This is a genomic window from Brevibacillus sp. FSL K6-0770 (assembly GCF_038000275.1).
GTDB classification, from domain to species: Bacteria; Bacillota; Bacilli; order Brevibacillales; family Brevibacillaceae; genus Brevibacillus; species Brevibacillus parabrevis.
On sequence record NZ_JBBOBQ010000001.1, the window covers coordinates 3,302,187 to 3,325,708 of the forward strand.

Annotated in this window: 25 protein-coding genes; 7 read left to right on the forward strand and 18 right to left on the reverse strand. The window is 52.3% G+C overall.

Annotated features, from left to right (window positions below):
- Positions 1-24: 24 nt before the first annotated feature.
- The 6 genes from NST23_RS15305 to NST23_RS15330 all read right to left on the reverse strand — a co-directional run bounded on the left by NST23_RS15305 (position 25) and on the right by NST23_RS15330 (position 7,702).
- Complete coding sequence (locus tag NST23_RS15305) at positions 25-1,065, reverse strand: Gfo/Idh/MocA family protein (protein WP_173596564.1); 1,041 nt, start codon at positions 1,063-1,065, stop codon at positions 25-27.
- A 114-nt stretch (positions 1,066-1,179) separates the two neighbouring features.
- Positions 1,180-1,860, reverse strand: coding sequence for a metallophosphoesterase family protein (locus NST23_RS15310; RefSeq protein ID WP_122965398.1), 681 nt, complete (start codon positions 1,858-1,860; stop codon positions 1,180-1,182).
- Between the two features lie 155 nt (positions 1,861-2,015).
- Positions 2,016-2,663, reverse strand: coding sequence for a nitroreductase family protein (locus tag NST23_RS15315; RefSeq protein ID WP_173596563.1), 648 nt, complete (start codon positions 2,661-2,663; stop codon positions 2,016-2,018).
- Between the two features lie 186 nt (positions 2,664-2,849).
- A complete protein-coding gene (locus tag NST23_RS15320) occupies positions 2,850-3,176 on the reverse strand; it encodes a hypothetical protein (RefSeq protein WP_173599492.1) in 327 nt (108 codons plus the stop codon).
- Positions 3,177-3,182: 6 nt separating this feature from the next.
- Positions 3,183-5,729, reverse strand: coding sequence for a DNA topoisomerase IV subunit A (gene parC / locus NST23_RS15325; protein ID WP_173599491.1), 2,547 nt, complete (start codon positions 5,727-5,729; stop codon positions 3,183-3,185).
- A gap of 2 nt (positions 5,730-5,731) precedes the next feature.
- Entirely contained in the window at positions 5,732-7,702 is a 1,971-nt protein-coding gene (locus NST23_RS15330; protein ID WP_122965493.1) for a DNA gyrase/topoisomerase IV subunit B, read from the reverse strand.
- 500 nt (positions 7,703-8,202) lie between these two features.
- Between NST23_RS15330 and NST23_RS15335 the strand changes: the two genes are divergently transcribed.
- Complete coding sequence (locus NST23_RS15335) at positions 8,203-8,580, forward strand: general stress protein (RefSeq protein ID WP_122965394.1); 378 nt, start codon at positions 8,203-8,205, stop codon at positions 8,578-8,580.
- Positions 8,581-8,668: 88 nt separating this feature from the next.
- Here NST23_RS15335 and NST23_RS15340 read toward each other — a convergent pair whose 3' ends face one another.
- The 9 genes from NST23_RS15340 to NST23_RS15380 form a co-directional block, all read right to left on the reverse strand.
- Complete coding sequence (locus tag NST23_RS15340) at positions 8,669-8,974, reverse strand: DUF1292 domain-containing protein (RefSeq protein ID WP_063228520.1); 306 nt, start codon at positions 8,972-8,974, stop codon at positions 8,669-8,671.
- A gap of 82 nt (positions 8,975-9,056) precedes the next feature.
- On the reverse strand, positions 9,057-10,490 hold the full coding sequence (locus NST23_RS15345; RefSeq protein ID WP_280648484.1) for an ATP-binding protein: 1,434 nt from the start codon (positions 10,488-10,490) through the stop codon (positions 9,057-9,059).
- Between the two features lie 189 nt (positions 10,491-10,679).
- Positions 10,680-10,883 (reverse strand): hypothetical protein, encoded by a 204-nt coding sequence (locus NST23_RS15350; RefSeq protein WP_122965392.1) that lies wholly within the window; start codon positions 10,881-10,883, stop codon positions 10,680-10,682.
- A gap of 1 nt (position 10,884) precedes the next feature.
- Positions 10,885-11,751 (reverse strand): ABC transporter permease, encoded by an 867-nt coding sequence (locus NST23_RS15355; RefSeq protein ID WP_122965391.1) that lies wholly within the window; start codon positions 11,749-11,751, stop codon positions 10,885-10,887.
- On the reverse strand, positions 11,748-12,680 hold the full coding sequence (locus NST23_RS15360) for an ABC transporter ATP-binding protein (RefSeq protein WP_122965390.1): 933 nt from the start codon (positions 12,678-12,680) through the stop codon (positions 11,748-11,750). The genes NST23_RS15355 and NST23_RS15360 overlap by 4 nt, the downstream gene beginning before the upstream one ends.
- Positions 12,674-14,905 carry a hypothetical protein gene (locus tag NST23_RS15365; protein ID WP_122965389.1) on the reverse strand — a complete coding sequence of 744 codons (2,232 nt, stop codon included), beginning with the start codon at positions 14,903-14,905 and terminating at the stop codon, positions 12,674-12,676. The genes NST23_RS15360 and NST23_RS15365 overlap by 7 nt, the downstream gene beginning before the upstream one ends.
- Positions 14,906-14,922: 17 nt before the next feature.
- On the reverse strand, positions 14,923-15,996 hold the full coding sequence (locus NST23_RS15370; protein WP_173596560.1) for a TolB family protein: 1,074 nt from the start codon (positions 15,994-15,996) through the stop codon (positions 14,923-14,925).
- Positions 15,993-16,556: an RNA polymerase sigma factor gene (locus NST23_RS15375; RefSeq protein ID WP_063228514.1), complete on the reverse strand. Its 564-nt coding sequence runs from the start codon at positions 16,554-16,556 to the stop codon at positions 15,993-15,995. Before NST23_RS15375 ends, NST23_RS15370 begins: the two co-directional genes overlap by 4 nt.
- 133 nt (positions 16,557-16,689) lie before the next feature.
- Complete coding sequence (locus NST23_RS15380) at positions 16,690-17,847, reverse strand: trans-sulfuration enzyme family protein (RefSeq protein ID WP_122965387.1); 1,158 nt, start codon at positions 17,845-17,847, stop codon at positions 16,690-16,692.
- A gap of 126 nt (positions 17,848-17,973) precedes the next feature.
- Between NST23_RS15380 and NST23_RS15385 the strand changes: the two genes are divergently transcribed.
- Positions 17,974-18,669: a peptidylprolyl isomerase gene (locus tag NST23_RS15385; RefSeq protein ID WP_242771188.1), complete on the forward strand. Its 696-nt coding sequence runs from the start codon at positions 17,974-17,976 to the stop codon at positions 18,667-18,669.
- A 246-nt stretch (positions 18,670-18,915) separates the two neighbouring features.
- Positions 18,916-19,554 carry a cell wall hydrolase gene (locus NST23_RS15390; protein ID WP_173596559.1) on the forward strand — a complete coding sequence of 213 codons (639 nt, stop codon included), beginning with the start codon at positions 18,916-18,918 and terminating at the stop codon, positions 19,552-19,554.
- A gap of 299 nt (positions 19,555-19,853) precedes the next feature.
- On the opposite strand, the gene NST23_RS15395 is transcribed toward NST23_RS15390, so the two are convergent.
- Entirely contained in the window at positions 19,854-19,976 is a 123-nt protein-coding gene (locus tag NST23_RS15395) for a hypothetical protein (RefSeq protein WP_278189442.1), read from the reverse strand.
- An 82-nt stretch (positions 19,977-20,058) separates the two neighbouring features.
- Positions 20,059-20,823 carry an SDR family NAD(P)-dependent oxidoreductase gene (locus NST23_RS15400; protein ID WP_274874013.1) on the reverse strand — a complete coding sequence of 255 codons (765 nt, stop codon included), beginning with the start codon at positions 20,821-20,823 and terminating at the stop codon, positions 20,059-20,061.
- Between the two features lie 95 nt (positions 20,824-20,918).
- Between NST23_RS15400 and NST23_RS15405 the strand changes: the two genes are divergently transcribed.
- Positions 20,919-21,230 carry a YfhH family protein gene (locus NST23_RS15405; protein ID WP_063228508.1) on the forward strand — a complete coding sequence of 104 codons (312 nt, stop codon included), beginning with the start codon at positions 20,919-20,921 and terminating at the stop codon, positions 21,228-21,230.
- Positions 21,231-21,348: 118 nt separating this feature from the next.
- Positions 21,349-21,798: a DUF441 domain-containing protein gene (locus tag NST23_RS15410; RefSeq protein WP_122965383.1), complete on the forward strand. Its 450-nt coding sequence runs from the start codon at positions 21,349-21,351 to the stop codon at positions 21,796-21,798.
- 17 nt (positions 21,799-21,815) lie between these two features.
- Here the strand turns inward: NST23_RS15410 and NST23_RS15415 are convergent, their stop codons facing one another.
- Complete coding sequence (locus NST23_RS15415) at positions 21,816-22,124, reverse strand: iron-sulfur cluster biosynthesis family protein (RefSeq protein ID WP_063228506.1); 309 nt, start codon at positions 22,122-22,124, stop codon at positions 21,816-21,818.
- A gap of 101 nt (positions 22,125-22,225) precedes the next feature.
- Here NST23_RS15415 and NST23_RS15420 point away from each other — a divergent pair, with 101 nt between their 5' ends.
- Positions 22,226-22,366, forward strand: a complete 141-nt coding sequence (locus NST23_RS15420; protein ID WP_167470339.1) for a hypothetical protein — start codon at positions 22,226-22,228, stop codon at positions 22,364-22,366.
- Between the two features lie 97 nt (positions 22,367-22,463).
- The gene (locus tag NST23_RS15425) at positions 22,464-23,522 is read left to right on the forward strand and encodes a DUF2515 family protein (protein ID WP_242771186.1); all 1,059 of its coding nucleotides are present in this window, start codon (positions 22,464-22,466) and stop codon (positions 23,520-23,522) included.

Below are 23,522 nucleotides of genomic sequence, written 5' to 3' on the forward strand. Positions count from 1 at the left end.
AGCCATGTGTGCTCTCATTCCCTGTCACGTCTCCAAGCGGACACTTCTCCCCGTGGCAGCCGACTCCATCGCCGCCTCGACAATGCGCAGCGCAGCCAATCCGTCCTCGCCTGTGGCGATCGGCGCTTGTCCCGTGCGGATGGCTTCGACAAAAGCATCGATCACGCCGCTCGCCGTCTGGTTGTCGTTCGTTTGCATCGCCCCGAGCTGATAGAGCACTCGCTGTCCATCCGCCTTGATGATCTCCAGGTCTTTTTCAGGCTCGGCAAAAATTTTCATGATACCCCGCTCGCCGTACAAGATCGTGCTGTTGTCTTCATCGCCATAATAGCTCCAGCTAAAAGATGCCGTCCCGATCGCACCCGATTTGGTTCTGAGCAGGCACGACATATGATCGCAAACCTCGATCGGCTGTCCGTGTTCATCCTTTTTGTCCAAAACGCCGGAAAAAGCGCTAATCTCCGCAATCTCGTCCTGGAGCAAATACCGGAGCAGATCGACTTTATGGATGCCCAAATCACCTGCAACGCCAAACGCGGAGCGGGCTTTTTTGAAAAACCACGTTCCGTTTGTCCCGTTGGCGCTCCAATGTTCAGGGCCTTGATGACCAAAGCTTGTTTTGAACGACAAAATGTTTCCCAACTCCCCGGCTTCAATCAGCTGCCGCGCTTTGGCATGCGCACTGACCAGACGCTGGTTGTGGTCAATCATCAACACTTTGCCCGACTTGTTCGCTGCTGCGAGTATTTGCTTCGCCCCTGCGATTGTCGTCGCAATCGGCTTTTCACACAGCACATGCTTGCCCGCCAAAAGCGCCTGTGTCGTAATCAGATGGTGCATTTCGTTGGTTGAACAATCACTGATCGCGTCGATTTCAGGATGTCGTACGACTTCTTCCCAGCTCCCCGCTACTTGCCCGCCGTATTTGTCTGCCAGCTTCCTCGCCCGGTCTGGATTCGGATCGTAGACAAGCAAAATGTCCGTGTAAGGATTTTGCCGATATTCGGGAGCATGGCGGTGATTGGCAATAGAACCGCAACCGATAATGCCGACTTTTAAGGTCAATGCTTATTCTCCCTTCATATTTATCTTAATATTCTCATTATACAGACGATCACAAGCAAAGAAAAGACGGCCCCTGGTCTTGTCCCTGACAGGTATGCCGTCTCTTTTTCTTGACTACTCGACCGAGTACACCTTGCGACTCGGCAGCTCCAGGCAATGCAAGCGCCCGCCAAAAACAGCGCCGCCATCAATCCCGATGATGTTGTTGTCCCCGAAGTAAACATCGTGTTTTCCGTGCAAATTTTCCGTCGGGGTATGCCCGAATACAACCGTCTTTTCCCCGCGATAGCCTTTGTGGAACTCATCGCGAATCCACATCAGCTTGTACGGGTCTGTTTCCGCCACCGGAGTCTCGGGATGCACGCCTCCGTGGACGAAAATATAATCGTCTGTCTCAAAAAAGCAGCGCAGTCCTCCGAGAAAATCGAGGTGCTCCTGCACTTCTGGCGTCACTTCCAACGCTTCTGGTGCGCCAGACTCAGTAGCAGCGCCTGCGTGACCGTAGCTCGCCAGCGTAGCTTGAGCGCCATTGCGGAACCAACGTTCGATAAAAACAGGGTCTTGCTCAAACGATTTCACCATCATATGGTCATGGTTGCCCATCAGGACAACTGCTCCTTGTTCGTGAAGCTGTTTCACTTTTGCGACCACTTCTCGCGATTTGGGGCCGCGATCCACGTAATCCCCGAGCAAAATCAGCTGATCGTTTTGCGCATCGTAATTCACAAGCTCCATCAGCGACTCCAGCTTGTCCAGTTCCCCATGTATATCGCTGATTGCCAAAATCCGTTTCATGCTAACCCTTCTTTCTTCTGTCTGTAAGGTTGTTGCTCGTCCTGTTTCATTGTACGCCCCCTCCTGCCCGATTTCTACCCCGACAGGAAGATTGCCTGATCAAAAAACAAACAGTCACGGTTCATAGACCAGTGACTGTCGTACCACACACTTGCTTATTTACTTGGCATCTCATTCCAGAACGTAATGGCATCTACGTCTAGCCGGGTAGTCGGATGTCCAGGCTGTGCCGCTTTTCCTACGGCGATCAGCATGACCGTTTCGTAGCGATCCGAGATTTGGAACGCCTCTTTGAACAATTCGTCGTTGTATCCACCCATCGGAACGGTGTCATACCCGCGAGCTTTGGCAACGAGCATGAATTGCATCGCGACCAGTCCGCCATCTACAAGCGCAATTTCTTTCAGCACGCTGCGCTCGCGGTTTTCGTAACGGCGGTTGATGTTGGCGATCATGGTTGCTTTCGCTTCTTCTGTCATGTAGCCGGCGTCGATTGCTTTCTGGTAAATTTGCTCCGCCTGCTTGTAGCCCTCGTAGTCGCCAAGTACGGCGATCACTGCGGCAGCTTCGACAACCTGCTTTTGATTGAAGGCAATCGGGAGCAGCTTTTCTTTCAGCTCCTGCTCGTCGATGATCAGAAAACGCCAAGGTTGAAGATTCGAGCTGGATGGCGCCAATGTCGCTTCGGCCAGCATCTCTTTCAACTCGTCGCGGGAAATTTTGACGGATGCGTCGTAATGACGTACTGATCTGCGTTCGCGAATGACATCCGCAAAAGCTTTTTGGTTCATCGTTTGTTCCATCTGCTTGCTCCTCCAATCAGTAAGTAACTAACATTTTGAAACAAAAAGAAACGTGCTCAAACTGTACCATACATGCCAAGTTTTTGGCAATCCTTGCAACTGTAAAAAAACGCTTTGGCACTGCCCTTCCCCTGCACGGGTGCATGAGCATGTGCCAAAGCGTCCTTTAAAGCCATCCTGATTCGGTTAAACCGGAGAAAACGCGGACAAAACCGCAGGCTGCTTCACGGTTTCGCCAGTAGGCAATTCAACGATAAGAGCTCCAGCGTCCGCATCCTCGCCCGCTTCCCAGCGGAGAGCAAACGGCTTGCGCGAAAAAGCATCGTCCTCATCCAAACTCGCCAGCATCTGCCGCAGTGTATCTGCCGTAACGGGCACTGGCACGCTCGGCCCTTCCTCTTGCGGAAGGGAAAGCAGCTTGGGCGCTTCTTCAAAATACTGAACCGTGTCGAGCAGAAGAGAGACTTGCTGCCAGCTCAACGGTGATACAAACGCTTCAAACGGAGTTGCCATTTTCCATCATTCCTTCTCTTCGCCAAGATCGAACAAACTGACAGGAGCACCTGTCGCCTTTTGCTGCGAGCTTGCGGATTCTCCCTCTCCAGAGCCTTTTGCGGTCGGCTCCTCTTTTGGTTCATCAGTTGGCAAAACGGTTTCAAAGACAACCGCTTTGACGCCGCCTTCCACGACGACGCGGCCAATTCCGCCCTGCTCGTTCACGATCACCTGGCTCGCGTCCACTGACACCCACTCGTTTTGCGCCGTCCAGGCGTACACGGTTTCCTCCAGGTAAATCGCCGTCAGCTGGTGCGGATGGTTTTTGCGCTTGCGAATCAACTGCACGCCTTTGCCAGCGCGTCCTTGCAGCGGCATGGCGGCAATCGCTGTGCGCTTCACTACGCCTTCCTCTGTCAACAGCGTAAACGCTCGGCTGTCTTCCAGCTCAGTCGGCAGCATCGTCACGACTTCATCTCCCGCTGCGAGTGTAATCGCTTTTACGCCGCTGGAAGCGCGACCTGTCGCCCCGACTTCTGCCTGCATAAAGCGGATTCCCATCCCGTCGCGGGTTGCCCCCAAAATCCCGCCAGCTTCCGCCGTTACGAATACATGGACAAATTCGTCATCTTCTGATTTCAGCTTGGCAGCCACGAGTGCGCTCGAACGATTGGTTTCATATTCGGACAGCGCGGTCTTTTTGATCAAGCCGTTTTTGCTGACATGGTACACAAACAACGGCTGCTTGAAGTTCTCGACGATGGTGAATCCGACGATCCGCTGATTTTTTTCCAGCGGGATGACGTTGACCAGCGCAGAGCCGATATCTTTCCACTTGTCGTCCGGGAAAGCATTGACGAGTGTGGCGAAATACTTGCCGTCCTGCGTGAAAAACAGGGCCGTATGGGACGTGTTCGTCTCCACGAAGTAGCGAACCTTATCCCCGTCCTTCACTCCGCACGTCTCCAGGGTTCCCCCGACCGACTTGAAGGAACGCGGGCTTGTCCGCTTGATGTACCCTTCGTTCGTGAGGGTGACGATGCAATCTTCTGCATTGATCTGCATGGCGATATCGATTTTGATTTCCTCGATTTCGCCCTGGATTTCCGTCAGGCGCTCTTCCGCGTACTTTTTCTTGATCTCGTTCAACTCGCCTGTAATAACCTGAATCAGCCTTTTCTCGCTGGCAAGAATCGCTTTCAGCTCCTCGATTTCTTTCGCCAGGGTCGCCAGCTCTTTTTCCAGCTTGACGATATCGAGGCGGGTCAAGGAAGCGAGCTGGATGCTCAGGATCGCGTCTGCCTGCTCATCCGAGAAGCCGTACTTCTCCATGATGTTTTTCTTGGCGTCGGCACGGTCTTCGGAATCCATGATCGTGTCGACGATCTCGCGCAAAATCGACTTGGCGCGAATCAGCCCTTGCACGATATGCTCGCGCTTCGACTTGCGCTCCAAATCGTACTCGCAGCGCTTTGTCACGACTTCCTTCTGGTGATCGACGTACGCCTTGAGCAGTCCTTTGAGTCCCATCTGGTGGATGGTTCCCTCGTGAATCACGTTCATGTTGTAGTTGTAGTAAATTTGCAGGTCGGTATTTTTGTACAAGTAATTCAAAATCGCCTGCTCGTCTGCTTCCTTGCGAATGTCGACGACGATGCGGACTTTGTTCATCTCCGCTTCTTTGCGCCCCGTCTCATCGCGGACAGCCAGCGCGCCCTCGATTTTGCGGTCCATGACCAGCTCGTCAATTTGCCCGACCAGCTTGGACTTGACCACCTCGTAAGGAATTTCCGAGACGACGATTTTCTTCACCTTGCCGCCTTTTGGCTCCTCCACATGCGTCTTGGCGCGGATGATGAATTGGCCGCGGCCTGTTTCAAACGCCTTGCGGATTCCCGACAGACCTTGCACGATGCCTCCCGTCGGAAAATCCGGCCCTTTGACGTGCTTCATCAGCTCGTCGAGCGAGATGTCCGGATTTTTCATCTGGGCAATCGCCGCGTCGATCACTTCCCCCAGATTGTGGGTCGGAATGTCCGTGGCAAAGCCGACAGCAATCCCGGAAGCGCCGTTGACCAAAAGGTTGGGAAAACGCGAAGGCAATACAGCCGGCTGCTGTGCCGAGTTGTCGTAGTTCGGGATGAAGGTGACAGTATCTTTTTCAATATCGCGCAAAAGCTCGTTGGCGAGTGCGGACAAGCGGGACTCCGTGTAACGCATCGCTGCAGGCGGATCGGCGTCCAGACTGCCGAAGTTCCCGTGTCCCTGAATGAGCACCTGACGCATTTTCCACCATTGGGCCATGCGCACCATCGTCTCGTAAATCGCCGAGTCGCCGTGCGGGTGATATGTACCCATCACGTACCCGACTGTTTTCGCCGATTTCCGGTACGGCTTGTCATTCGTATTGCCCTCTTGGTACATCGCGTACAAAATCCGGCGCTGTACGGGCTTCAGACCGTCGCGGGCGTCCGGGATCGCGCGGGAGAGAATGACCAGGTTGGCATAGTCTCCGAACCGCTTCCCCATGATCTCCGCGAAGCTCTGGTTAATGATCTGATTGGACAACATGTTTATTCATCCTCTCCCACTTCAAAGGTAACGTGGTTCTCGATCCACTCGCGACGAGGCGGAACTTTGTCTCCCATCAGCACCGTCACGAGTTTTTCACAGTGAGCGAGGTCTTCAAGCTCGACTTTGATGAGTTTGCGCGTTTCCGGGTCCATTGTCGTTTCCCACAGCTGATCGGCGTTCATCTCACCCAAGCCTTTGTATCGTTGTACTTCTGCACCTCGTCCTACCCGCTTGAGCGCCTGCTCCAGCTCCTGATCGCTCCAACAGTAGATCGCTTCCGTCTGCTTGCCTTTCACCTGTTTTTTCACCTGGTAAAGCGGCGGCTGGGCGATGTACAAGTGGCCTGCTGCGATCATCGGACGCATGTAGCGGAAAAAGAAGGTGAGGAGCAGCGTCTGGATGTGGGAGCCGTCGACGTCCGCGTCTGACATGATGATGACTTTGTCAAAAGCGCAGTTTTCGATGTCAAACTCTTCCCCGATATCCGTCTCCAGTACCTCCAAAATCGTCCGAAATTCCTCGTTTGCCAACACTTCGGACAGCTTGGCCTTTTCCGTGTTCAACGGTTTTCCTCGCAAGGAGAACAGCGCCTGAAACTCGGAATTGCGCGCTTGCTTGGCCGAGCCGCCTGCGGAGTCACCCTCGACGAGGAACAGCTCGTTGCGTTTGGAATCGCGGTATTGCGGAGGGGTAAATTTTTCCGAGATCGATTTGCGTTTTTTCGCCGTCTTGCCTTTCTTGTCTCCGCGCAAAGCTTCGCGCTGTTTGCGCAGCTCCTCGCGAATTTCGGCAGACCGCACTGCCTTGTCGATCAAAAGCTTGCCTATTTCCGGATTTTCCTCGAGGAAGAAGCCCAGCTTTTCTGAGACAATTTGTTCGACGATTGCCCGCGCTTCTTCGTTCCCCAGCTTGTCCTTGGTTTGGGACTCGAACTGGACATCAGCCATTTGCAATGACAGCACTCCGAGGAAACCTTCCCGCAAATCGTTTCCCGTCAGATTGGGATCTTTGTCCTTCAAGTACCCTTTTTTCCGCGCAAATTCGTTGAAAATCCGGGTCGTTCCGTTGCGGAAGCCCGTTACGTGCGTACCGCCGTCTGTCGTGACAATCGAGTTGACGTACGATACGAGCGTCTCTGCATAACCGTCGTTGTATTGAAACGCCAGCTCGACGTAGACGTTGTCTTTTTCTCCCTCGAAATAAACGATGGGGTGCAGCGTGTTTTTGCCCTCATTCAAATAAGAGACGTACGATTTCAAGCCATCCTCGAAGTAAAACTCTTCGCGTTTTTTCTCCGGTCCGCGCTCGTCGATCAAGACCATGCGCAGCTTTTTCAACAGAAAGGCGGTCTCCCGGAAACGGTCGCGAATCGTCTCGTAATCAAAACGCGCGCTGCCAAATACGGCTTCGTCCGGCAAAAAGCGCACAGTCGTTCCCGTTCTTCTCGTCGTACCTGTCACTTCCAGATCGGTAACCGGCTTGCCGACATGCTCGACGCCTTTTTCATCGACCACGTAAGCGAAGCGTTGCTTGTGCACTTTGCCTTCCCGGTGGATTTCCACCTCAAGCCATTTGGACAAGGCGACCACGACGCTGGAGCCTACCCCGTGCAAGCCGCCGCTTTTTTTATATCCGCCGCCGCCGAATTTCCCTCCGGCGTGGAGTGTCGTAAAAATGACTTCGGGAACAGGCCGTCCCGTTTTATGCATCCCGGTCGGAATCCCCCGGCCGTGGTCTTCTACGCTGACACTGCCGTCCTTGTACAAAGTAACGATGATCGTATCATTGACGCCAGCCAACGCCTCGTCCTTGGCATTGTCGACGATTTCCCACAGGAGATGGTGCAAACCTCTGCTTCCGGTAGAGCCTATGTACATCCCAGGACGTTTACGGACGGCGATCAGGCCCTCCAGTACCTGGATATCTTCCTCGGTATAGGTCAGTGTATGTAGTGTGTCTGTTTCCTTCAATCGCGCTCTCCCCTCTACTAATTCGAAAAGCGTCCAAAACTTGCTGGCGTTTTGGTAACCGCGCAGGTCATCGCCTGTTTTTCGCAAAAACCCCTTGCGATCCACCTAGGGAATTTTTCACAGAAAAAAGCGAACACTTAATCGCTATTGTACCGTATGCTTCCCATAGTATTCAACGCCAGTCACAAAATGGGGCAAAAAAACCACCCCGCCCTAGCGAGATGGCCGATCACGCACCGCATTCACTCCAGCATATGACGCTTCTTCATTAGTGTAGCATTTGCAACAAAGCAAGGTCAAAGCGAAGCAACCTCGCTTGCTCTTACTTATTTTCTTGGTTGTTTTGGAAAAACCCTTCTCTTCTGCCGGAAATTATTCCCGCTGTGCTTTTTTTCGCATCAAGTGTGGCCTGCGGCGAACTATTTTCCATTCATCGTGAACGCTCCAGCGGGCATCCTAGTAAGGCATCGATTCCTGAGCCGACATAGGGGGGAACAACTTTGATCAGTGCTACCAAGCCGTTTGTGAAGTTTCATCGCTACGATCAGGAGCTGGTTTCAGATATCCAGGCGCTGAATTCGTCCGGCTATCATAAGGATGACATCTGGGTGCTGAAATGGAATCCCGATAAAAACCACTCGAACCAGCGCAACAATTTTTATAAATACAGCACCCACTTCGAGAGTGCCGTAGGAGACATCGACAGCAAAGCCCACTTTTTTGACAATGGCGGCGAGGAACTGCGCACCCGTCTGGAAAAGCTCGGGCTGACCAAAGACGAATGCTCCGCGCTGGTCAGAGAACTGCAAGAAACGGATTACACCTGCCTGTTGGTCGTGCGCGATCTCAAAGACAATATTATTCAAATGAAAAACTGAGACGTCAAAAAGCCACTGCTTGGTCATTGACACCAGCAGTGGCTTCTTCATGCGTACGAGTGCCGCTTGCTTCCTGGGGGCAACCCGATTATTCGCCTTTGTCGATCAGTTCAATGCCTTCCAGAACCTCGTTCAGCTTCGCGTAAACAACGCCTTCCTCGTCTTCTTCCAGCGGAACCATTTCGCCGCCGTCAACTTGGAATACGAAGATGTCTACTTCTTCATCGAGGTCTTCTTCTGCCTCTTCATCTTCGATTGCTTCCGTCAAGGCAATATATTCTTTACCGTTCAGGTCAAACATCGCGATTACTTCAAAATCACCCAACGGTTCACCGTTTTCATCGTCCAGCGTAATGATATCGCCCAATTCGAGGTCTTTGTTATCTTCTGTCAATGCGTTCACGTCCTTATGCTGATATTGGTTCTCTACACCATCATACCGTTTTTTTCCGGCAGAAGCAAACGGGCAAATGGCGCTATCCGATCGGCAATCTGATTTCAAAGGTCGTGCCTGTCCCTTCACCGCTACGCACGCTAATCGTCCCGCCGTGATTGGCGATAATTTTGTAGCTGACCATCGAGCCGAGGCCCGTCCCGTTCGGCTTCGTCGTGAAAAATGGCTCGCCGAGCTTCGCCAGTTGTTCCTGGGAAATCCCGCAGCCCTGATCGGAAAAGGCGATGACCATCGTCTCCCCTTCCACAGCCGCCGTCACCTTCACTTCCCCGCCGTTCGGCATCGCTTCCACCGCATTTTTCAGCAGATTGAGAAAAACTTGCTTCAGCTGGTTTTCCTCGCAGACAATCGACGGCAGGTTTTCAGCGTAGCTTGTGATGATTTGGACATTGTGCATAATCGCATGTGTGTCCGCGATCATGACGATCTGCTCCAGAAGCGGGCGCATTTCCCGCTTGCGCTGGAGGATAACCTGCGGCTTGGCCAGCACGAGAAACTCGCTGATAATAAACTCGATCCGATCCAGTTCGGACAGCATGATGCCAAAATATTCGTCCTTGCCCTCCGGGTACGCTCGCAGCAGTTGGACAAACCCTTTCAAAGACGTCAGAGGATTGCGAATTTCGTGAGCAACGCCTGCCGCCATCTGGCCGATCACCGACAACAATTCCGATTTGCGCACAAGCTCCTCCGCTTGCTTGCGCTGGGTTATATCCTGCAAAATGCCGATGACCGCCGGTTTGCCTCTGTACATGCTCGTTTTTTGCAAAACTTCGACATCGATCCTGCTGCCGTTTTTACATAGCCCGCGAAACTGATAGTGGATATTGGAACGATCGCCGTTCAATCTTCGCTCCTGATGTCCGTGAATGATCCCGCGCTCTTCCTCGATGACCAGATCAGAGGCGGTCATTCTCACAAGCTCTTCCTGGCTGTATCCAAAAATGTCCCCCAACCGCGGATTGACGTAAACAAACCCTGGCTCCTCGACATATGCGATGTAAACGCCGATCAAAGTGTCCTCGACCAGACTGCGGTACAGCTCCTCTGCCTCTTGCATCTGCTGTTTCATCAGCTTGTATTCAGTAATATCCGTAGCTGAACCGATGATTTCCGTAACGACGCCGTCATGGCTGATCGGGGTTAATACCGAGGCAAAATACCGTTCGCCCAGAACGAGTTCATACTCTACAGTCTGCCCGGCAACGGCTACCTGGTAGTAAGGCAGGATATACTCTACATCGGTTTTGCGAAAAATATCCTCCATGCGCATGCCTTTCAATGCATCCGTGTGAATCCCGTACTCATGCGCAAGCTTCCCTTCCGACAGCTCCAAGATAAACTCGTCCTGTTCATTCCGAATGAATTTGAAAATATGGTTATGTACGTTTTGGATAATATGGAGCCATTCATTTTTAGGTGAAGCAGCTCCAGCTTCGACGCCTTGTGCACGCAACGAGCATTCACCTCTTCGGTCGTAAGGATATGGACAAATTCACCACAGAAGTCGCATTTCCTCTTTTTTCCGTCTAACCATCCATAAGCATTCGCGTATACGCCATGAAGCACTGACCGCATCTGCCTTTTCCATGCATACGTCTTTTGACAAAAAAACAACCTACCGAAAAGGGCAGGTTGTCCGTTTTTACTCGCTATACTCTTGCAGCACGCCTTTTTCCAGCAGAAACGCTTCTTCTGCTTGCAAAATCGTGATGATCGCTTCCCGCTGCACGTACATGCCGGCAGATGCGAGACGACTTTCAATCGATCTGAGCATTTCTTCAAAATCGATGATTTGCACTTCTTCCTGTTTGCTCACAAAACATACCTCCTTTTCCAACACATCCATCTCATTTTACACGACCAGACGCTTTCTTCCAACTCCACCATCTGCGGCGGATCGGTTTCAGCAAATAAGCGCTCCAAACTACGAGGAGCAAGCCTAGCACCACATACGTGCAGGAGAAAAACAGCCACGGTGAAAACGCCAGCTGCTCGGAATGATCCAACGACTCTCCCAAAATGCCGAACAGGACAATCACTGGGTTCATCCCCGCCAGCACTTGCAGCTCGGGCAAATTCCAGACTCCTTGGTCCGGGTACATGTCCGGATAGCTTTGCTGCAGCCATTCCCCGATGAAAAAGAACAACAGCCCGGTTCCGACGACGAAAAAGAACGCGATTCCGTACGCTGTAATGGTGCTGATCGAGGTGCGCTTGATCCAGGTAGAGCAAAACAGTCCAAGCGAGCCCAAAAAGAAAATATTCACGGCCAAAAACAGAATCAGCTGGGCCAGTTGTTCCGGCGACACGCTGCCGTACAGCATGACGATACTGTATAGCGGCATCGACGCGACGATCAGCAGTGTCGAAAACGCAAGCGATGTGATCAGCTTGCTCCAGACGATCGTAGTCGGCGACAACTGTGTCGTCAGCAAAATGTGCAGCGTCTGCCGTTCACGCTCCCCGCTGATGGCGCCTGCGGTCAATGCCGGAGCCACAAAGCAGACCATCGCATAATGAATCGCTGCGGAAATAAGAAACAGATTGCGGTTCTCGCCCAACGCCTCGGCCTTCAGCGTATCCGTCAGCAAAAAACCGAGCGGAATGCCGCCCATGATCAGCAAATAAATGGCAAGGATGCACACCGTTTTGCGCGAGCGAAATCGCTCTCTCATCTCTTTGACGAGAATCGGATTGAAAAGGAAGCCGTTCATTCCATACCGACTCCTTCCGTAATCGCCAAGAAAACATCTTCCAAATTTTTCTTCGCGTCCCCATAGTAGACGACAGCCACTTGCTCATCCATCAGCTCTTGCAGCAACTCTGCTTTTTCTTGCTCGGTTCCTTGAAAATAAAAGCGGAAACCGCCCATGTATTCCTCTAGATGGTTGACGAGCGGCGAGCTTTCGAGCAGCAGCGCTGCCTTGTCCAGATTGCGCAGCGCCCGCAGCTGCATGACGCTGCCACCTGTCTCGCGATTGCTCACTTCGTGGACGGAGCCGCAGGCGATTAGCTTGCCGTGTTCGATCACTCCGATATCATCGCACAGCTCAGCCAGCTCCGGCAGGATGTGCGAGCTGATCAAAATCGTCTTGCCCATCTCCCGCAGCTGCTTGATGATTTCCCGCAGCTCGATGCGTGCGCGCGGGTCCAGACCGGAAGCAGGCTCATCCAGAATCAGGACAGCCGGATCGTGCACGAGACACCTCGCCAGACCGAGCCTTTGCTGCATTCCGCGCGACAAAGAATCGACAAAAGCATCCGCTTTCGGCGACAGGTTGACCAGTTCCAGCAAATCGGCGACCAGGGATCGCCTGTTTCGGGCAGGAATTTTAAAAGCGCCTGCGTAAAACTCCAAATACTCGACTGCCGTCAAATTGTCGTACACGCCAAAGAAATCGGGCATGTATCCTATCGACTGGCGGACGCTGGCCGGATCTTTGCGGACGTTGTAGCCGCACACATACGCCTCCCCTTCGCTCTGTTCAAGCAAAGTAGACAAAATCATCATCGTTGTCGATTTGCCAGCGCCATTCGGACCGATGAATCCGAATACTTTTCCCGGTTCGATAGCCAAATTCAAGTCTGACAAGGCTTGCAGGGTTCCGTAGCGCTTCCCAAGATGCACGGTTTCAATTACCATTTTCTCACCCCTTCAACCTGGAAGAATGGCACAGGCAGCGACAAGCGCGACGGTCCGTCATTGGAAAAGCGCAGCAGCAGCGTATGATTCACGGTCAACGCATCCTGAAGCTCCCGATCCAGCACGAGCTTTGTTCCCCGGTCAACCAGGCGCCATTTCCCGCTTTTCTGCTGGAAATACTCCACCCGGAACGGACGGTAGGAACTGTGATCAAGCGGAACAAGCAAACGCTTCAGGTCCAAATTCGTCATGTCGGTGCGCAGTTCAAAAGTGATGCTGCCTTTTCCAAGCTGCCACAAATAGCCATTGATTGAATCGTAGTCTCCCGTCGTTTCCAGCAGATCGACGTTCAAAAGCCCGTAAGGCATTACCACATTCCCGTTTTCTTGCGGCTTTAGCTGTACCGTCTGGTTGACGACATTCCAGTAGTACGACTGATGCGGCTCCTGCATTTTCATCAGCGGAATCGGGTCTGTCGTGATCCCGATCAAGCGAACCTGACCGCCCTGTCCATACCCGATGACGTTCTCTTGCATCTCTTTTCGTCTCTTTTCAGGCGAATCCGCTTCTTCTTGAAGTTGATCGCGCGGCATAAACAAGGCTTCCACCGCTCCGTCAATCTGTTTTTCTTCGCCTTTTTTCAATGCTCCGATCGGAATCCGCTGCAAGCCGACTTCGATGTACGCCTGCTCGTAGGAGTAAAGCGTATTGTTCTTCACTTGCCCGACAATCCGGTTCTCCTCCACATGCACGTTCACGTCAAAAGCTCCGATCTCTCGCAGCACCCCAAACCCGGTCGCCTGTTTAGGAGTCAGGTAAGGAAGGTTGCGGTAAGACAACAGGCGCGAGCCATCTGTCAGCCCTTCCGGCTCGTAATCCCTGCGGCCCTGAGTCAAAGGCACAGCCACGATGGAAGGCTCCACAATCACATCGTAGCCATCCTTGTCGACGGACAAAAAGGTTGCGGCCGTTCGGGCCCTGGCCAAATGTTCGTCCAAAATGTTGATTTCCGAAACCGTATAGCTGGCATTCGTTTTCACCACCAACGGTTTTCCAAACGCGAAAATACCGATAGTCAACAAGACGGCAACCCCTGGGATGATTCCCCACGCCCACTCCCGTCTGCCGATTCTTTTCAGCACGATGTAAGCCAAGGGGGCAACCAGCAGCACGTATCCGCCCCACAGGACGACCATCCAAACAGGCGTCGGAGTCTGTACATCGGGGATTTTCTTGCTCAACTCCAAAAAAGGCCGCGACATTTGATCCAGGTAGCGCTTGTTTTCCAAAATGGTCGTCGCGCCCTGCTGCACCATAACATTTTGCCAGAGCGGCAAGTTGTGCTGCCAGGAAGCAAGCGGCTCCAAAGTCACATCGTAGTTGACGAACAACAGCAGTCCTTTTCCGCTGGGCTTGGCAACAAACAGCGGAAAATCTTTGTTGTAAACAGGGATATTCCCGGGTGGAGCAGGCTTGTCGTCCATGTATACCCGCAGCGCATCCGCTATGTTCACGCTTCCCTTGTTCCCCGGCGGGATCGGCAAAATGTCTGCGAACCTTTGCACCAGCCCATCCTGCTCGGGACCTGCGGACAAGATGACGACACCGCCGAGCTTGATCCATTCCTTGATCGCGTTCAGCTGTGTATCGTTAATCGGCGTCTCCTGCTTCCCGCCGATCGCCAGCACATCAAGGCTCTCCAACATCCACGACTGATCAGGCAGCATGTCGGGAGATACCGTTTGGACGGAGATCGACCGATTTTGTTTCGTCTGGGAAGCATTTACCGCCAGAAAATGAAACGCGTTGCCTCCCTCGTTCACGACGCCGATCGTCTGGCCGTCCTTTGGGTAGGGGAGGCGCAATTTCTCTGATTTGATCACCTGTCCATTTTGTGTCACCTGGATGTACCAGTCATCGAGCAACAGTTGCACAGGCAAATCAAAAAACAGAGTAGTGCTTTTGCCTTTTTCCAACTTCACAGGCTGGCGCAAGTTCGTTTGACGCTGATTTTTTGCCAAAGGGTTTCTCGACAGTTCCACGAAGCCCGCAACATCTTTTTCCTGACTGGAAATCGTCACGCCGACCCGCGCCCATGATTCATACTTGATCAAGCCGCTCATCGGCATGTTTATTTCTATATCCACGTTGTTCTCTGCCGACGCTGGCTGTCCCAAAAAACAGACCCATGCCACGACAAAGGCCAACATCCAGCTCCTTCTCATGCTTGTTCCTCCGCTCGTTATCGTGACGCTAGTGAGACAACCAGCTCAACAGGCTGACTTTCCCGCGAAATGAGCAAGAGTTGCTTGCCTTTCGCTGCCCAATTGCCGCGAACAAATTCAGCAGCAGACTGGTTGCGCAAATGCAGCTCTCTGTTCACGAAAGACTCGTCTCCCAGTTCGGCCTCCATCAACTGGCCATCCGCTTTGGTATAAGTAAGCTCGTGCTCTGAACGCCAGGAAGCCCACTGCCCCTGCCCCAGTATCGTGATCAGCCCCGTCCTCATTTCCATGACAGCGATCTCTCCATCTTTGTGCAGTGACAGGAAACGGCCATCAGGCGACCATTCCGGCTGAGATCCTTCGGCGAGCTTCCATTCCTGAAACGAGATGGTGCTGCTGACCCAAATTTCATCCATGCCGTTTTTCGAGCGCGTATACGCAAGGGAGTCGTCGTGCTGCGACCAACTCGGAGAGCTGAAAGCTACCCCTTCCTCTTCCTTGAGCAGACGGCTGCTGCCCACATTGTATGTCGTTGGCAAATCGACGAGCCAAATCCGGGACGTCTGCTCGACTTGCTCGACAACGGCGATCTGCTTGCCCAAATTGGACCACGCCACTGCCACATACTTGCCTTTCGTTGGCGGCAATTTGAAAGTGACAGGCTTAGTTTCGCTGTCAATCGGGATGGTCCGCAACTCGGACGACTGGACAATGTAAGCGATTTGCGTGGCAGATTTATCAATATCCACCTGCTCTACAGTCGCCTCGGCTGGAAGTGTGAGCACCTCTTGTTTGTTTATCGTCACCGAGCTGTCGCCCCACCATAACAAATAAGCGCCGATGAGCACTACGGCTGCCAGGACAGTACCACCGGACCAGACCCACTTTCGCTTCATCCACGGTCGCTCCGGTTGTGGCTGAACCTTTTTCGCTTCCAACTCTTTCATTCGTTCCAGCAACTGCTTTTTCAAATCAGCCTTCAACTGATAATTGACGGGAACAGAACGGCGCATGCGTTTTAAATGGGTCAGGAGTTGAGCTACAGTCTGATCATCGGTATGACCTTGGGGGTATTTCTCCTCTTCTCTCACTCGGAGTCCCCCCTTTCGTACATCTTCTGAAGTTTTTGCAAGCCCCGATAGGAGATCATTTTGATGCTTGATTCTGTCTTACCCAGCACCTCAGCAACCTGGCTGATTTTCAAATCGGCAAAATAACGCAGCATGAGAACGTCCTTCTGATCCTGCGACAACAAGTCGAGCCGGTCGCGAAGCAGGCGAATTTCCTCGTTGGTCAACGCCTGCCGCTCCGGCTGCCAGGTATCATCCGGCTCAGCTCCCAAAAAATCTTCCTGATCGACGGGAAGCTCTCTGTTTTTTCGCATGAAATCCACGTATGTATTGTGCGCAATGCGAAAAATCCAAGAGGCAAACGGACTTGTTCTGCTATATTGTTCAAATTTTTCCAGCGCTTTCAAAAAGACCACGGTGGTCAAATCGTCGGCATCCCACGTACTCTGGACACGGCATCGCAAATAACGATTCACGCGATCAAAATACTCGTCGTACAGTTCTGTAAATGGACGAGATTCGTAATAGTCTCCAGATGCTTGGTCCGATGATTGCGCGGGACGCTGTATCGCCATTCCCATTGCGGTTTTCCTCGGTTTCTCCCATTTTGTTGCATCGAGTCAAGATACATAAGCCTCGTTCATCCTGACTCCATCCTACCTAATTTATACGATCAGCCCGCCAAGAAGTTACAAGGTTCCCTGCTTTTTTCAATTAATTCCTTAAAGCACGGGAAAGCTCGCTGACAATGTCGTCGACCGCTTCGATCCCTACAGACATGCGCACCAGTCCCATCGTAATTCCGGTCGCCAGTCTCTGCTCCTCGGTGAATGCCCGATGCGAAGTCGTAACCGGATGGGACACGCTCGTCTCTACCCCAGCCAGAGATGGCGCGAATTGAATCCAATCCAGTGCGCGGTAAAAGTCGTAAATCTTGCTCTCTTCCTTGAGCGTGAAGGAAACCATCGCCCCTTGCTTTTGCCTTGTGAAAAAGGAAGTCGCTTCGTCGCTCGGATAGTAGACGCGGCTAACAGCAGGATGGCTTTGCAAGAAACGGGCCACTTCCTTTGCATTGTCGCACTGCCGTTCCATTCGCACTGCCAATGTTTTCAGACCGCGCGCCGTCAACCAAGCTTCGAACGGACTGAGGGACGCACCGTAATTGACGACGATTTCGGCTGCGCGTTTCACCAGGGCACGGTTCCCGACCAGAACACCGCACGTAACGTCACTGTGTCCACCGATGTACTTGGTTCCGCTGTGAACAACGAGATCGGCGCCAAACGCGATTGGCTGCACCAAATAAGGCGTGGCAAACGTATTGTCGACCATGACAGTCAGACCGAGTTCTTTCGCCTGACGAATCCACTGCGGCAAGTCGACAACCGTGAGCAACGGATTCGTAATCGTCTCCAGGAAAAACAGCTTCGTCGCCGGGCGGACATGATCGCTCAGCCTGGTGCCCTGATCCAGTACAATGCACTCCAGCTCGATGCCGAACCGCGACAATTCCTTATGCAAAAGAGCGTAAGTGCCCCCGTATATTTCATGCGATGCGAGTACGTGATCGCCAGGGGAAAGAATCGAAAGCAGGCCAGCCATGATCGCTCCCATGCCGGAAGCCGCACTGACTCCGGCCTCCGCCTGTTCGAGCCGGGCGATGGCATCAGCCAGTTCTACCTGATTGGGATTGCCGTTTCGCGTATACAAATATTCGCCTTCACCAGCGTAATATTTTTCTACTTCCTCCAAGCCGTCGAAGGCAAAAACAGATGTCTGATAGATCGGCGTAGACTTGCTTGTTACCTGTTTCAAAGGTGAATGCCCAATATGTACCGTAGCTGTTTCGAACCGTTCTCCCACATCAATCACCCTTTTCCTCCCATCATACCACGCCACAAGCGGGACAGACTACCCGATTGGCATTTGCCTGTCCATTTATGCTATAATTCGAAACCGAACCACCCTAATGGCAAGAAACAAAGGAAGGTGCACAAGATGAAAAAGTTTTTCATGACCCTGTTCACATGTCTGATGGCAATCGCCTTGGTCGCGGGTTGTTCCAGTGCCAAAAACGAAACCGCTCCGACACAACCGACTGCGCCAACTGAAAAACCTGGCTCCAATGAGCCTTCCCAACCTGCTGGCCCTACCGGGGAAAAGAAGTACGAGAAAGCCCCTGACATGCAGATCGACAAAAACAAGTCCTACCAAGCGAAAATCTCTACAACGATGGGCGACATCACGATTGATTTGTTCGCCAAAGACGCGCCTGTCACTGTCAACAACTTCGTCTTTTTGGCTAAGGACAAGTTTTATGACGGCGTTATTTTCCACCGCGTCATCCAAAATTTCATGATTCAGACCGGCGATCCGCTGGGCAATGGAACAGGCGGCCCGGGCTACACGTTCCAGGATGAGTTGAAAAACGGCCACAAGTACGAGCCTGGCGTTGTTGCGATGGCAAACGCTGGACCAAACACAAACGGCAGCCAATTTTTCATCGGGTCGGGAAAAGATGTAGAAGGTTTGGAAAACGCGCCAAATTACACGATTTTCGGAAAAGTCGTGGGCGGCATGGACGTCGTGCAAAAAATCGCAGCCACAAAAGTGAAACCGAACCCGCAAACAAATGAACCCAGCTCTCCAGAGCAAACGATCAAAATCAATACGATTACGATTACGGAAAAGTAAGCCTTTGTGACTAGCTCACACCAAACACCACTGTCTATGCGCAGTGGTGTTTTTCCTTGCAAAAACAAGATTTTTTCCGCTCCCCTCGTCTTCTTCTCCCCTGTATTCATCCATCTCTTCCAGACAGTAAATAGTCCTATGGAACCAATTTCCTCTTGCACTTCGCATACATTGTCGCTAGACTTGCAAAAGACCCGATTCGCTTCCGCACACAAAAGCAAAAAGCGAAAAGGAGTGGTTCTTACCATGAAGACACGAGAAGCGCGAACGCGCTTTTTCTTCTTTCTCAACAGTTTTGCCTTGCTTCTTCTCTGCCTGTTCGTCACGCCGACGAGCGCAATGGCACCTCATTCAAAGGGAACGCCGTCCGCGTCCGCTCCGGCAGCTGTAGCCAAAACAGCAACAGCACCTGTGCCGACAGCCAAGAAGCAAACAAAAATGTCTATCCCTCAAACGCAAGCAAAACGCGATCATATCCAAGTCAGTCGAGATGATCGCCGCAAAGTGATTCGCCATGGAAACGTAAAAATTTCAGATAGGGATATGGAACTGCTTGCCCGGTTGGTATATGCGGAAGGCCGGGGTGAACCGTATGAAGGACAAGTAGCGATTGCTGCTGTCGTATTGAATCGGGTAGCTTCATCACAATTTCCAAATACGGTGCGGGAGGTTATTTTTGCTCCCAACGCATTCTCGCCTGTCCAAAACGGCAGACTCTCGTCGAGAACGAACGAGAGCGTCAGAAAGGCTGTCGCGGATGCAGTGAACGGAAAGGATCCGACAAACGGTTCCCTTTATTTTTTCAATCCTGATACCGCAACATCCAAATGGATTTGGTCCAGGCCCCAAACGGTCGTGATCGGAAATCACCGCTTCGCCCGATAACGCCGAAAAATTTAATAATGATTTATTTTTATTTTATTGCGACTTTACTTTTGTCTGTTATCTTTTCATTGTAAGCACTTTTTCAACGCATTGAGAAAAAGTTCGATGTTCTTCCTAGAATGACTTCTTTAACGTAAGCATGGGTAGATCGATTTTTCCATCTAAATATGCCTACGCTAACAGTAGCTGGCTATTGACTGTGTTGGGTGAGAGCAATCCGGTCATGTGCGCCAATCGTTCATTTTCTCAATCGCCCCCAATAATTAGGCATTCCCACGCCGGGAATGCCCCTTTTTTTGCTATTTGCCTACTTGTTTGCGCATATGCGCGGTCGGAATGCCGGACGTGCCTTCCCGCTGCACGATTTCTTCCCGTGTGAGGACGAAGCCTTCCGATTGGTACAGCCGCATGTTTCCTTCCATCTCCATTCTCACCCGACAGGTCAACGCCAGCGTCTTCGGCATTCGCCTTGCGAATATTCATGCTGGTTCTCTCCTTTTCGCGCTAGAAGCCGTAGACCGACATTCCGCCATCGACCGCAATCGTTTGCCCCGATATGTAACTGGCCGCATCCGAAGCGAGAAAAATCGCAGGACCAACCAAATCTTCGACATCGCCAATTCTTCCGCTCGGCGTCCGCTGCAGCACTTCTTGCAAAAAAGCTTCATCGTCGAGCAGCGCTTCCGTCAGCGGCGTGCGGAAATACCAAGGTGCGATCGCGTTGACATTCACGCCGAATTTGCTCCATTCCAGCGCAAGCACTCTCGTCATCTGGATGACACCCGCTTTGCTCGCCCCATAAGCGACTCCCGTGCGCAGCGCAACAAGTCCAGCCACGGATGCGATATTCACAATCCGCCCGTAGCGCTGTTCACACATGACTTTTCCAGCCGCCTGACTGAGAAAAAACGCTCCCTTCAAATTCAGATCGACAACCCGATCCCATTCTTCCTCGTTGACCTCATGCGCTTTTTTGCGAATGTTCATCCCGGCGTTATTGACCAAAATATGCAGGCCGCCCAGTGTCTCCAGCGTCTCGGCCACTACTTTTTCTGCTGCACCTGCCTCGGTCAAATCGGCTGTAATCGGCATAGCTGCTCCCCCGCTTGCCTGAATCTCCTGGACCACTTCCTGCAAGTCCGCTTCTGTGCGCGCGACAACGGCAACCTCTGCCCCCGCCTCGGCCAAGCCGATCGCCAATGCTTTTCCGATGCCTCGTCCAGCGCCTGTTACGATCGCTTTTTTGCCTGTCAAATCAAATCTCGTCATGATGTTCCCTCCATTCGTTCTCTCGTACTTCTCCATCCATCGCCTTTTCCCCTGTCTTTTGTTACAATATACCTGTAGGGAAAGGAGGCAGTCCGTTGCGCTTGTACAGTCAAATGACACTCGCTGAGCTGCAGGAAGAGATGGAACGCCTGCACGTGGAAGCCAAGGAGAAAAAGAAACTGGGTGACGAGTCCCAGCTTGCCATCATTACGCAAAAGTATTTCATGGCCAAGTCGTATTATTTGGGGACGAAAGAATTTCGCATTGGCGGAAAATACAGCGTTGCCGAATACGACCAGCCATTTACGATTGATTATTTCAACGGTGTATTCGCCTGGGGACGCTTCCCTGATTCGGATGAGCAGACAGGCTTTCCGGTAGGGATGCTGGAACTTTGGTTCGACTAAGCAAAAAGAGATCCGTGCATGCTGCTGCCATGCCTGATCTCTTTTTTCGTATGCGGCAACACAAGCCGTGCCCCATCTGGATATACTACTGGCAAAAACGAAAGCGGGCACAACCAGCATGGATGTCATTAACCTCACTCTGCTCCTCTTGCTTGCGCTCGGCATCGTCGGCAACAACGCGACCGTCTCGATCGCCGTAGCCATCCTGCTTTTGATGCGGCTGTTTTCGCTCGAACGCTATTTTCCGCTGCTTGAGCAGCATGGCTTGCAAGTAGGCATTATCATCTTGACCATCGGCATTCTCGCGCCGCTCGCAAGCGGAAAAGTCAATCCGGCTTCCGTGCTTGCCCTGTTCACCCATTGGCATACGATTCTGGCGATCATCATGGGGGTGTTTGTCGCCTACCTGGCGGGAAAAGGAACCGATCTGATGTCCGGCAATCCGCTCATTGTCACGGGCTTGTTGCTGGGAACGATCATCGGCGTCACCTTTTTCCGCGGAGTCGCCGTCGGCCCGCTGATCGCCGCCGGAATGCTCGCTTTTCTCCTGCAATTTTTGCCCAAGTAAAACGGAAAGCGAACGGGTCAACCCCAGCGCTCTTTCAACGTAAGGCCGTACGCCAAAATTTGCTGCGGGGTCACGAGCCGAAACCCTTGCTGTGCCCGATAATCGATCGTCAAGGAATCCGAGTCGATGTAGCCGATCGTCTCCGCATCAATCAGCAAAGTCATCGCTTCGACCTGCATCACCTGGTCATTTGGAGTTGCTTCATCCAGCCAAAGCGAATATTCCACGGTCATTCCGCAGCCGCCTACCAGTTCACCGCTAATGCGAACAGGCCGCGTCGCTTTTTGCAATTGGTCTACCGCTTCTTTCGTCAGCTTGATTCTCACCGTGTTCACGCTCCTGCATTGTTTTTCCAGCACTTTTGTATGCATCAACTCTCTCATGATAGCATACAATGCTTGAAAGGCAGCGGAAAGGACGATCTTCTATGAACATTTACGAACAGGACGGCATGTTTGTCGCGGAAGCCCAGTTCCAGTCGGAGCATGTAGTCATCTTCGCCAAGTCGTGGGAAGAAGCCAAGGAAAAACTGATGGTGCGGCTTCTTGTTCTCGAAATGATTGGCTGAACCAAAAGCGGGTCGTTTTTTGATGACCTGCTTTTTTTAACCGCAGAGAGGCCCCCTCCCCCTGTATTCGGACAAACGGCAAGGAGCTATCCCATTCATGACGACTACCACGATTTCTTCCTTGGACAAACAAGAACTGGTCGCGCAAATCAGATGGCAAACAGCGAGAGCCAATCGCAACAATGTCACGCGGACACAAGCGTACCTTGATTTTTACCGCGAGCATCCCGAGATTCACTGGGCCTTGCTTGCCCACCTCGTCTCGCGAAATGGCGGTTGGAATATGACGGATCTAAAAGGCGAATGGCTTCCTGCGATCATGGATGCGCAAGAAATCAAGCCTTTTTTCTGGTTGTTGGAGAGAAGCAACTGGCTCATTTTTCACGATGCTTACCCGCAACTCCTCTTGTATGCCCAGATGAAACAGCGGCAGGAAGACTTGAGCGCCCTGTTGAAACCTCTTGGCGTATCTGTGTTCATGCATTCGTATTGGCAAGAGTTTCTCGCTTCACGGGAAAGCTCGCGTCTCACTCGCGCATTGATCGTCAACGAGCAGCAATATATCGAACAGCGCGTCGTACATAAGCCGCTTGCGACGAACCGCGTTTTTTCGACGTATGTATTTTTCACGCAATCGCTGTTTTCGCTCAATCAAATTCTCTTTCCTTACAAAGCACATCCGACCGACAAAAGGTTGAACATCGTCGGCCTGAACGTGCAGCATTTTTCCGAACTCACCCAGCGGATCGCGATTGGAAAAACGCTCTACCGCCTCTTGTTCGACGATCCGTACCGGCTGGACAAGATTGTGACGTTTTGCACACGCATTCCCCATACGGGCTCGCGCGCGGACTACTGGCCGCACTTGTTTACCCCGCGTCACCTGCCGCAAGCAAAGACAAAAACCGGATATGAGCTGCGGCTGGAAGGCGACAACCTGATTTCTGGCAAACCGAAGCTGTACAGCCCTGCGCTGCAAACCGCCTGGGCAGATGTCGAGCACGCTCCTGCCGATGGCGTCGACTGGTTTCGCGATGAGAAATGGCGATTGGAAGTGGAAAAGCAAGCCGAACTGCCTCTGATCGACACGGACGCGTACATACGGGCTTTGCACTGGACCGAATACGGCGTAAAATTGGTGACAGCAATCACGTAG